The sequence below is a fragment of the Protofrankia sp. CiP1_Cm_nod2 genome (assembly GCF_920664355.1).
Lineage (GTDB): Bacteria > Actinomycetota > Actinomycetes > Frankiales > Frankiaceae > Protofrankia.
In genome coordinates this window covers 1-11,071 of record NZ_CAKKTL010000168.1, presented here as the reverse complement: position 1 = coordinate 11,071, position 11,071 = coordinate 1, and the positions used below count along the sequence as shown (strand labels likewise).

Genomic DNA, 11,071 nt, shown 5'->3' with positions numbered 1-11,071 from the left:
GGCGGCGGTGCCGATCTGTGGATACGACGGTTTCACGCAGTGGCGGATCCTGCCGGGCGGCTGGTCTGCTTCCCGCACGCGGGCGGCTCGGCACCTTTTTTCTTCCCGCTGTCCCAGGAGCTGTCCGCATCGGCCGGCCCGGGCCGGCCCGGCGTCGAAGTGCTCGCCGTCCAGTACCCCGGCCGCCAGGACCGCCTCGGCGAGCCGGCGGTCACCAGCATCGCCGGGCTCGCCGAGGGGATCGCCACGGCCCTGCTGCCGTGGGGCGGCGAGCCGCTGACGTTCTTCGGGCACAGCATGGGCGCCGTCGTGGCCTTCGAGGTCGCGCTGCGCCTGCGGGCCCGCGGGCAGGACGGGCCGGTGCGCCTGCTCGCCTCCGGCCGCCGCGCGCCGTCAAGGTACCGCCAGCGGCAGGACGTCCACCGCCGGGACGACGCCGGCATCGTCGCCGAGCTGCGCCAGCTCGCCGGCACCGACTCCCGGCTGCTCGGCGACGAGGAGATCCTGCGGATGATCCTGCCGGCGATCCGCGCCGACTACACCGCGGTCGAGACCTACCGGTCGGCGCCGGACGCGGTGGTCCACTGCCCGGTCACGGTGTTCACCGGTGACGTTGATCCGCAGGTCACGATCGACGAGGCACAGGCCTGGCGCGGCCACACCACCGGCGCGTTCGGCCTGCGGGTCTTTCCCGGCGGGCATTTCTACCTGGCGGAGGATCCCGGGGCGGTCATCGCGGCCATCCGCGCCGAGCTGGCGGCTTCGCCGCCGGTGTCAGCCCCCGCAGTGTCGCATCCCGCGGCCTCGGTGCCCACGGTGCCGGCGCTCGCGGCACCGGCGGAGGTGTCGCCGGAGCCCAGCCAGGCGGCGAGCTCGCGCACCTCGGCGCGGTAGAGCGTCGCCGGGTCCATCACGTGGGGCCGCAGGTGCCCGTTGATCTCAAGCGCCAGCAGCCCGTGTAGCCGGCCCCAGATCCGTAGCGACAGCGCGACGGCCGCCGGTGGCAGGCCCGGAACCGCCGTGCGGGCCAGCGCGGCGAACGGCGGGGTGAAGTCGGACCAGTCGTGGTCGTCGGTGCTGTCGCCCGGGTCCGTCCCGGCCGCGGACAGCCTGGTCCGCAGGCCAGGCCAGGCGCTTTCCACCAGGCGCAGCAGCACGCCGCACGCCTGCTGCTCGGCCGAGGACGCGTCGCCCTCGGCCGGGAACCGGTAGCCCGGGATGGGGCTGCCGTAGAGAAGCTGGTACTCCTGCGGGCTGGTGACGGCCCACTCGCGGTAGGCCATCGCCACCGCGGTCAGGGCGGCGCCGGGATCGTCGGCGGGGGCCGCGGCCCGGACGGTCTCCAGCCGCTGCGCCACCGAGGTGTAGATGTCGGTCACCAGCGCGGTGATCATGTCGTCGCGGGTGTCGTAGTAGCTGTACAGCGCGCCCGCGGTCATGCCCATCTCGCGGGCGATCGCCCGCAGCGACAGCGCTGCCGCGCCACCGTCGGCCATGTGGCGCAGTGCGATCGCCTTGATCTCGCGGACCGTCTCGGCGCGTAGCCGGTCCCGGCGCCGAAGCATGCGATCTTCCACCGTTGGTAGTTTACAGCGCTTGTCTCCTACACTGCGGCCAAACATTGATAGCCGTGTAGTCTTTGAACGGCGTACTGTCGCGGCTGTCGCGTCAGTTGGCCCGGACGCCCGTCGCCCCGCGGCGACGGGGCACGCGCCGCGTCGCCGCGGGGTCGCGCCGTCCGTCTCGTCCGTCCGGGCTGGTCCCACGTGCCAGCCGCCGCCTCGAGGAACCCAGGGCACCAGAGGAACCCAAGAAACCCAAGGCACCAGAGGCACCCGAAGAAGAAGAAGAGGAAGGAGCCCGCCCCATGACTGTTCCCGCAGCCCCCGGGCTGCCCTATCAGCGCACCCGGCTCACCCTCGCGCTGCTGGCGTTCGCGCAGTTCATCGTCGCCGTCGACTACAACATCGTTTATGTCGCGCTGCCCGACATCGGCAGGGATCTCGGCTTCACCTCGCAGTCGATCCAGTGGGTCGTCAGCGCCTACGCCGTCGCCTTCGGTGGCCTGCTGCTGCTCGGCGGACGTGCCTCCGACCGGCTCGGGGCGCGCCGCGTCTTCACCGTCGCGCTTCTCGTGTACGGCCTGTCGTCCCTGGCCGGCGGGCTGGCGTCGGCACCCGGCGTGCTCGTCACCGCGCGGACGGTGCAGGGGGTCGGCGGCGCGCTGCTGTTCCCGGCGATCCTCAAGCTCATCAGCACCATCTACGAAGAGGGTGCCGAACGCACCCAGGCCCTGGCGGTGTGGAGCGTGGCGGCCAGCGGCGGGCTCGCCGCCGGGGCCCTGCTCGGCGGGCTGCTCACCGACTGGTTCGGCTGGGAGTCGGTCTTCTTCGTCAACGTCCCGCTCACGGCCGTGGCCCTGGTGGCCGCCCCGCGCCTGCTGCCCGCGGACCCGCCGCGGGCGCACGGCCTGAAGGGCTTCGACCTGCCCGGCGCGCTGATCGCCACCGCCGGCGTGGCGCTTGTCGTCTTCGGCCTGGCCTCCGGCTCGGAGGCCGGCTGGACGGCCGCCCGCACCACCTCCTCGATCATCGTCGGGGCGGTGCTGCTGGCCGGTTTCGTCCTGGTCGAACTGCGCACCCGGGACCCGCTGGCCCCGCCGCGGCTGTTCCGGCAGCGCACACTGGTGATCGCGATGCTCGCGGTGCTGCTGCTCGTCGGCAGCCTCGCCGGCGAGTACTACCTGTTCACGACATACCTGCAGAACGTGCTTCACTTCAGCCCGCTCGAGGCCGGGCTGGCGTTCCTCCCGCTCACCGTGATCTCGATGGTGGGCGGCGCGGCGGCCGTCACCCTGCTCACCCGCTACGGGCTGCGCACCACGATGGCCGCGGGCCTGTTCGTCGGCGGCGTCGGCATCGCGGCCGTCACCGCCGGGGTGTCGGTGGACGGCTCCTACCTGGCCCTGCTGCCCGGCCTGGTGCTGTGGGGTATCGGCGGTGGGGTCGCCTTCACCGCGGTGTTCGTCGCCGCGTCCGCCGGGGTGGCACCGGCCGAACAGGGTGTCGCCAACGCCCTGGCCTCGACCTTCCAGCAGATCGGCACCGCGCTGGGGCTGGCCGTGATCATCGCGGTCGTGGTGGCCCGTCCGCACGGGCCGGCATCACCGGACGCCAACCCGGCCGGGATCGTGGACGCGCTGCGGGTGGGCGGCTGGGTGTCGGCCGCCATCTGCGCCGCCGGGACCGTGGTGGCCCTCGCGCTGGCCCGCACGCCCCGGCCGGCCGGGCAGCCGGTACCCGCCGCGGGTGAGCCGGCCGACCCCCAGCGCCAGCCCGTGTGACGCCAGCCCCCACGAGGTGACAGGGCCGCGACCGGGCCCGTCCCAGCCGCCGTCCCCGCGGGCCACCCTGACCGGCCCGCGGGGACGGCTCCGTTCTCCCGTCCATTCTCCTGCCCGTTCTCCCGCCTGCCCGTTCTCCCGCCCGGCCGGGCTGTCGCCAGGACGACGGGATACGGGATACGGGATACCGGTGCCGCCACCGATATCCCCGGTACGGTTTCCCGGGGCCCTGGTTCTTTCCCGGGTCCTGTTCTTTCCGGAGCGCCGTTCTTTTCCGAGGGGCCAGGGCCTTGCCCGGGGCGGTGTTCCCGGTGGGCGGGGCGCTCGGCCGGACGGGAGCGTCACCCACGGCACTTCCGCCGTCGCATTCCGGCCGCCCGCGTGGCCGGCACATTGTGTGCCTGGACGGCTACGCGGTGGCCCGGCCGGCGCTATTCCGGCACGGGTGTTCCGGCGGCGGTCACCGGGGCCGGTGCCGCCGGTGCCGGGTAAGCACTCGTGTTCCGCCTGGCGCGGCTAACATGTGCCGGATTTGAAGTCAACCCTTGACGACCCCTACTGGTACCCCGATATTCATCCGGGCACCAACTATCGAAACCGCTTCCTGCCGGGACGGCGGATGTCAGGCACGCCTATATGGCGAGCATCACATCGGCCTTTTTCACCGGCCGGGTTTGGGCTCGGCTAATGTCCCCCGCATGAGGTCGCAGGGGTATCGTCACAGCAGTCGGAGCATGGCTGTTCTGACGTCGCTTCTGACGTCGCGTCTGACGTCGCGGCGTCACATCGACCTGTTGCGCGTCTCCAGCGCCACCTGTTCACGCTGACCCGTACGCGGTCGTCTTTCTCGTTCGGCCACGCGGTCCGGTGCCGCCGCCGGCCCGGCGGCCACCTCTGTTTTCAGGTGTAGTCGTCTTTCCGGTGTAGTCGCCGTCCCGGCGGAGCCTGTCGTCCCGGCGGGGACCGCCGTCCCGGCGGGTTCACCGTCCCGGTGCGTGTCCCGCGTGTGCCGTAACCGGCCTGCCGCGCGGAATGCCAGCCGTCCCGTCGCATTTTTTGCCCGTCCAGAACATTCGGAGTGGCTCCATGCGTTTTGTCAGGCCCACGTACGCCCTCACCGGCGTCACCGTCACTGCGGCGCTCGTGTTGGGCGCCTGTGGGTCGTCCGACGGTGGATCGTCCACCCCCCGCGCGGCCGCGCCCAGCACCGGGGGCTCGGTGACCTACGCCATCGACACCGAGCCGGTCTGCTACAACGTCCACGTCAGCCCGCAGGACATCACCGCCGAGGTCCAGCGCAACGTCGTCGACTCGCTGCTCTTCTTCGACGCCAACCAGAAGATCCACCCCTGGCTGGCCACCTCCTGGGAGACCTCCAGCGACTTCAAGACCTTCACCTTCAAGCTCCGCACGGACGTGACGTTCACCGACGGCACGCCCTTCGACGCGAACGCGGTGAAGGCCAACTTCGACCACATAGCCAACCCGAAGACGAAGTCGCAGTACGCCTCGACGCTCATCAAGAGCTACACCGGCACCGAGGTCGTCGACCCGCACACCGTCAAGATCAGTTTCTCTGCTCCGTCGGCGCCGTTCCTGCAGGCGGTGAGCACTCCCTACCTCGGTTTCTATTCGCCGAAGACACTGCAGGAAAACGCGGACAAACTGTGCGCGGAAGGGCCGGCCCAGGTCGGCACCGGGCCGTTCACCGTGGCCGAGTACACCAAGGGCCAGAGCGTCCGGTTCGTCCGCAACCCGAACTACAGGTGGGCACCTGAGGGCGCTGCGAACACCGGGGCGGCCTACCTGGACGCGCTGACCATCCGCGTCCTGCCGGAGGACTCCACCAGGGTGGGCGTGCTCACCAGCGGGCAGGTCGACGGCGCCCGCGCGGTCCCGCCGGCCAACGTCGCCGCCGTCGAGGCGAACAAGGCCCTGGGCACGGTGCGCCTGCAGGCCGCCGGCGGCACCTACCAGATCTACCTCAACGTGACCCGGGCACCCCTGACCGACCAGCGGGTGCGCACCGCGATCCAGCGCGGCATCGACCTCGGCAAGGACGTCCAGGCCGTGTACTTCGGCCAGTACCAGCGGGCCTGGAGCCCGCTGGCGCCCAGCACCCCGTCCTACGACAAGTCACTGGAGAACACCTGGCCGTTCGACCAGGCGGTGTCCAACCGGCTGCTCGACGAGGCGGGCTGGACCGGGCGGGACGCCGAGGGCTACCGCACCAAGGACGGCAAGCGCCTGGCCGTCGTCTGGCCGCTCATGCCCGCCGAGTACATCCGCGACCAGCGGGTGGTCCTCGGCCAGGCGATCCAGGCCGACCTGAAGAAGATCGGTATCGACCTCCAGCGCCCGACCTTCGACATCGGCACCTTCGTCACCAAGGGCTACGCCGGTGAGTTCGACATCCTGGACTCCAGCTGGGCGCGGCCCGAGCCCGACATCCTGCGGCTGTTCTTCAACAGCACCAGCTCGGCAGCCACCGGTGGCCAGAACGCCTCGTTCATCAGCGACCCGCAGCTGGACGAGTGGACCAACGCCGGTGCCGCCACGCTCGACACCAAGATTCGTGACGACGTCTACGGCAAGACCCAGAAGCGGGTCATCGAGCTCGCCGCGTCGGTCCCGGTCTACATCCCCACCACGGTCGTCGGGCTCTCCAAGCAGCTGCACGGGGTGACCTTCGACGCGAGCTCGTGGCCGCTGTTCCACGGCGTCTGGACCGAGAAGAAGTGACGGACGAGAAGTGACGGACGCGGGGCCGGTCGGGACGCTCCCGGCCAGCGCGGGCCCGGCCGGGCGTGACCCGGCCGGGCGTGACCCGGCCAGCGCGGGCCCGGCCGGGCGTGACCTGGCCGGGCGGCGCCTGGCCAGGGGGCGCTCAGCCGGAGGGCGCTCAGCCGGAGGGCGCCTGGTCAGGGGGGTGGCGGTACGGCTCGCGGCGGCGCTGGCGGTGCTGTTCGGGGCGGCGACGCTCGCCTTCGCGGCGCTGCAGCTCGTCCCGGGCGACCCGGTGGCGGTGCTGCTCGGGCCGTCCACCACCGCCTCCGCCGAGGTACGGGCGCAGATCCGGGAGGACTACGGCTTCGACCGGCCCGTCGTGGCGCAGTACGCCTCCTACCTCGGCCATCTCCTGCGCGGGGACCTCGGCGAGTCCTACCAGCTCCAGCGTCCCGTGGCCGAGCTGATCGACAGCCAGCTCTGGCCGACCGTCCAGCTCGCCCTGGCCGCGGTCGTGCTGGCCGTCGCCGTCGCGGTGCTCTCCGCGGTGACGACGGCCGGGCGGCCGCTGCCGCGCGCGCTGGCCTCCGCCTGGGAGCTGGTGGCGGTGTCCACGCCGTCGTACTGGCTCGGCATCGTCCTGCTCACGTTTTTCTCGTTCCGGCTGACGATCTTTCCGGTGGCCGGGGCGGAGGGCTTCGCCTCGCTGGTCCTGCCCGCGGTCACCCTGGCGCTGCCGGTCGCCGGGGTGCTCGCGCAGGTGCTGCGCGAGGGCCTGGAGACGGCGCTGGCCCAGCCGTTCGTGGTCACCGCCCGGGCCCGCGGGCTGACCCGCACGGCGGTGCGGTTCCGGCACGCGCTGCGCCACGCGGCGGTGTCGCTGGTGACGCTGACCGGCTGGCTGACCGGCACGCTGCTCGGCGGCGCGGTGCTGGTCGAGGTCGTCTTCGCCCGCCCCGGCATCGGGACGCTGACCCTGCAGGCGGTAGGGAACAAGGACATGCCGGTGGTGATCGGCGTCGTGCTGATCTCCGCCTTCGTCTTCGTCCTGATCTCGACCGTGGTGGACCTCGCCTACCTCGCCATCGACCCGCGACTGAGGAAGGGGTGAACCGGCGGTGACCACCACCCAGCCCGGCCTGCTCACCGGCCCGGCCCCGGCCCTGACCGCGGCCGGCCGGGCCGCCAGCCGGTCGCGGCGGCGCAGACAGCTCTCGCGCGCCGGCGTCGCGCTGGCCGGGGCGCTGCTCGTCGTGCTCGCGCTGGTCGCGATCGCCCCGGGCCTGTTCACCGGCCAGGCCCCGAACGAGACCGACCTCGGCCAGACGATGGCCGCCCCCAGCGGCGCGCACTGGTTCGGCACCGACCAGCTCGGCCGGGACGTCTTCGCCCGGGTGCTGCACGGCGCCCGCACCTCGCTGCTGGTCGGCGCCGGCTCCACGGTGTTCGCGCTGCTCGGCGGCACGGTGCTGGGGCTGGCCGCGGCGCTGTCCGGCCGGGTGGGCGACCAGGTGCTGATGCGGTTCGCCGATGTCCTGCTGTCGCTGCCGTCCCTGCTGCTGGCGCTGCTGGCGGTGACGGTGCTCGGCACCGGGACGGTGAACGTCATGCTCGCGGTCGCGATCGCCTTCGTGCCCGGCTACGCCCGGATCGTGCGGGCGGAGGCGCTGGTGGTCCGCCGCTCCGGGTACGTCGAGGCGGCGGTCGGGCTCGGGCTGCCCCGGCCGGTGCTCATCGCCCGCCACGTCCTGCCGAACACCCTCGGCCCGCTGCTGGTCCTCGGCGCCGTCGGCTTCGGCACGTCGGTGATCTACGCGTCCGGGCTGAGCTTCCTCGGCCTGGGCGCCGGGCCGCCGTCACCGGAATGGGGTGCGATGCTCTCCGAGGGCCGTGACTTCCTGGCGTCCGCGTGGTGGATCGGGGTGTTCCCCGGGCTCGCCATCACCGCGACGGTGGTCGCGGTCAACGTCGTCGGCCGGTTCGCCCAGCGCCGCTTCGCCGGGAGGACGTCATGACCGGCCCGGCGGGCAACATAGACCTGGCGGACAACGTGGATCCGACGCCGGTCGTCCCCTCGGCGAGGCCTGCCGCGTCGGCGGAGCCCCTGCTGGTCGTGGACGGGCTCGATGTCACCTTCACCACCGGCGGCGCGGCGGTGCACGCCGTCCGCGACGTCTCGTTCACCCTGGACGCGGGCCGCTGCCTGGCGCTGGTGGGGGAGTCCGGCTCGGGCAAGAGCGTCACCGCGCGTACCCTCGTCGGCCTCACCGGTGGGAACGCCACCCTCAGCGCGCGCCGGCTGCGCTTCGCCGGGGAGGACCTGGCCGCGTTCACCGAGGCGCGGTGGCGGGCCGTGCGCGGCCGGCGGATCGGCCTGGTGCTCCAGGACGCGCTGGTGTCGCTGGACCCGCTGCGCACGGTCGGCGCCGAGATCGCGGAGGTGCTGCGCACCCACCGGGTCGTCCCGCGCGCCGAGACCGACGCCCGGGTGCTGGAACTGCTCGACGACGTCGGCGTGCCCGAGCCGGCCCGACGCGCCCGGCAGTACCCCCACCAGCTCTCCGGCGGGCTGCGCCAGCGGGCGCTCATCGCCTCGGCGATAGCCGCCGGCCCCGCCCTGGTGCTGGCCGACGAGCCGACCACAGCCCTGGACGTCACGGTGCAGGCGCAGGTGCTCGACCTGCTGCGGCGGCACAAGCTCGACGGCGCCGCGCTGCTGCTGATCAGCCACGACCTCGCCGTCGTCGGCGGGCTCGCCGACGACATCGCGGTGATGTACGCCGGCCACATCGTCGAACACGGCCCGGCCGAACAGATCCTCGGCGGCCCCCGCCACCCCTACACCCGGGCGCTGCTCGACGCCGTGCCCGTCACCCACACCAAGGGCACCCGGCTCGCTCCCGGCACACCGCGCGGCCCGCTGCCAGGGCCGGCGGGATGCCCGTACGCGGACCGCTGCCCGCGGGCGGACGACCGCTGCCGCGAACGCCTGCCGGCCCGCGTCGTGCCCGCGGGCGCGCACCGCCGGCACGACGTGCTGTGCTGGCACCCGTTCGAGGCCCCGCCCATCGGGGTCCTGTCCACCGCCCCGGCAGCGGATGCCCCGGCAGCGGACGTCACGGCAACGGTTGACGCCTGGGCAGGCACTTCCGAGGCGGCGAGCGCCGCCATTACGCTGTCAGGCTCCGGTACGGCCGGTGCCGCCTCCGGCGCCGTTCCCGGTACCGCGGCCGCGACACCCCGGCCGGTGGCCCCGGGTGACGCGCCCGGGATGGGCGCCCCGCCCAGGCAGCGGGTGGACGCGGCAGCCACCGGTGAGGCGCTGCTGGAGGTCGAGGGCATCTCCAGGCGTTTCCGCTCCCCGGACGGCACCTGGCGGGACGCCGTACGGGACGTGTCGCTGCGGCTGCGCGCCGGCGAGACGCTGGGTGTCGTCGGCGAGTCGGGCTCGGGGAAGACGACCGTGGCCCGCATCGTCCTCGGCCAGCTTGAGCCGGACACCGGGACGGTCCGCTTCGACGGGCAGCCGTGGAGCGGGCTGCGTGAGCGCGCGCGGCGCGCCCGCCGCCGCCACATCCAGGCGATCTATCAGGATCCGCTGGGCTCGTTCGACCCCCGCTACCGCGTCGAGCGCATCATCGGCGAGGCCGTGGCCATCGGCGGCGTTCCGCGGGACGCCGGTCGGGCCATCGGCGGCGTTCCGCGACAGGCCGGTGCGGCCATCGGCGGCGCCCTTCGGGACGCCGGTCCGGCCGGTCCCGGCGCTCCGCGGGGCGCGGCCCGCCGGGACCGGGTCGTGGAGCTGCTCGAGCAGGTCGGGCTGCCCGCGGACGTGCTGCGCCGCCGTCCGCTGGAGCTCTCCGGCGGGCAGCGGCAGCGGGTGGCGATCGCCCGCGCGCTGGCTCCCGGGCCCGATCTGATCGTCTGCGACGAGCCGGTGTCCGCCCTCGACGTGTCGATCCAGGCACAGATCCTCGACCTGCTCGCCGGGCTGCAGCGCGACCTGGGGGTCGCGCTGCTGTTCATCTCCCACGACCTGGGGGTCATCCACCACGTCAGCGACCGGATCATCGTGATGAAGGACGGCCAGGTGGTGGAGACCGGCGACGTCGCCACGGTGTTCGCCCGGCCCGCGCACGCCTACACCCGGCAGCTGCTGGCCGCCGTGCCACGACCGGTCGGCGGCCGCGCCGCGCCGCCCGGCCCGCCGGACGCCGGGCCCGCCCCGGACCTGGCGCCGGCCGCGGACATCCTGAGCGTGGTGTCGCGATGACGACCGCCCGGCGATACCCGGCCCAACAACACCCAACTCGTCAATACCCAAACCAAAACCAATGCCCGGACCAGAGCCGATGTCCGGACCAGCGCCGTCGACGGTGTTGTCGGCTCCGGCGCCCAGGCTCTCCGCGGAGATGTCCCGACAGGGGTGTCTCGAGGTAGGGGAGTAAAACCACTATCTTGGTGACGATAGTTGGAAAGTTTGAGGACCATCGGACTTTGAGGACCATCGGACGACGTCAGCAACGGTGATCACTGGTCAGCGACGAGCGCAGTCGCTCGCGTGCCAAGTCGGCGCAGCCGGAGGAAACGCAGCACCATGGGTACCGCAGCCCTGTCCGCCATCACGCCGCGATGGCCGTACGCGCCCCCCGCCGAGTCCGTTCCCGCCCTGGTGGAACGGGACGGCGCCCTGCGCTGCCTGGACGCGCTGCTCGCAGAGTGTACTGCCTCCAGGGGTGGGACGGTCGTCATCGCCGGGGGAGCGGGCAGCGGGAAGACGGCGCTGCTGCACACCTTCATGGCGCGGGCCGCGCGGGCGGGCGCGACCGTGCTGGAGGCCTTCGGATCATGCGTGGAGCGTGATCTCCCGCTCGGGGTCCTGCGCCAGCTCTCCCGCGGCGGCCTGCGCGCCGGCCTGACGGAGGGTGCCGGCACGCCCGGCGGCAGCGGCACCCCCGGCGGCGCCGCCGGCCCCGCCGCACGCGGCCTGCTGCCCGACAC

Annotated in this window: 8 protein-coding genes and 1 pseudogene; 8 read left to right on the top strand and 1 reads right to left on the bottom strand. The window is 73.2% G+C overall.

Annotation, left to right across the window (positions count from 1 at the left end; genetic code table 11):
* The first annotated feature begins 15 nt into the window (after positions 1 to 15).
* Positions 16 to 894: an alpha/beta fold hydrolase gene (locus tag NBW84_RS17320; protein WP_250285771.1), complete on the top strand. Its 879-nt coding sequence runs from the start codon at positions 16 to 18 to the stop codon at positions 892 to 894.
* Between the two features lie 35 nt (positions 895 to 929).
* Here the strand turns inward: NBW84_RS17320 and NBW84_RS17315 are convergent.
* Positions 930 to 1,496, bottom strand: a pseudogene (locus NBW84_RS17315) (TetR/AcrR family transcriptional regulator); the annotation flags it as partial.
* 371 nt (positions 1,497 to 1,867) lie between these two features.
* On the opposite strand from NBW84_RS17315, the gene NBW84_RS17310 reads away from it, so the two are divergent.
* The 7 genes from NBW84_RS17310 to NBW84_RS17285 form a co-directional block, all read left to right on the top strand.
* The gene (locus NBW84_RS17310) at positions 1,868 to 3,343 is read left to right on the top strand and encodes an MFS transporter (protein WP_250285768.1); all 1,476 of its coding nucleotides are present in this window, start codon (positions 1,868 to 1,870) and stop codon (positions 3,341 to 3,343) included.
* 698 nt (positions 3,344 to 4,041) lie between these two features.
* Complete coding sequence (locus tag NBW84_RS24470) at positions 4,042 to 4,170, top strand: putative leader peptide (RefSeq protein ID WP_445548412.1); 129 nt, start codon at positions 4,042 to 4,044, stop codon at positions 4,168 to 4,170.
* Positions 4,171 to 4,429: 259 nt separating this feature from the next.
* Positions 4,430 to 6,085, top strand: a complete 1,656-nt coding sequence (locus NBW84_RS17305) for an ABC transporter substrate-binding protein (RefSeq protein WP_250285767.1) — start codon at positions 4,430 to 4,432, stop codon at positions 6,083 to 6,085.
* 175 nt (positions 6,086 to 6,260) lie between these two features.
* Positions 6,261 to 7,181: an ABC transporter permease gene (locus NBW84_RS17300; RefSeq protein WP_250285770.1), complete on the top strand. Its 921-nt coding sequence runs from the start codon at positions 6,261 to 6,263 to the stop codon at positions 7,179 to 7,181.
* Positions 7,182 to 7,188: 7 nt separating this feature from the next.
* Positions 7,189 to 8,085: an ABC transporter permease gene (locus NBW84_RS17295; protein ID WP_250285766.1), complete on the top strand. Its 897-nt coding sequence runs from the start codon at positions 7,189 to 7,191 to the stop codon at positions 8,083 to 8,085.
* Positions 8,082 to 10,343: a dipeptide ABC transporter ATP-binding protein gene (locus NBW84_RS17290; RefSeq protein WP_445548410.1), complete on the top strand. Its 2,262-nt coding sequence runs from the start codon at positions 8,082 to 8,084 to the stop codon at positions 10,341 to 10,343. Before NBW84_RS17295 ends, NBW84_RS17290 begins: the two co-directional genes overlap by 4 nt.
* A gap of 324 nt (positions 10,344 to 10,667) precedes the next feature.
* The coding region (locus NBW84_RS17285) for an AAA family ATPase (protein ID WP_250285765.1) at positions 10,668 to 11,071 on the top strand (404 nt) is incomplete at its 3' end.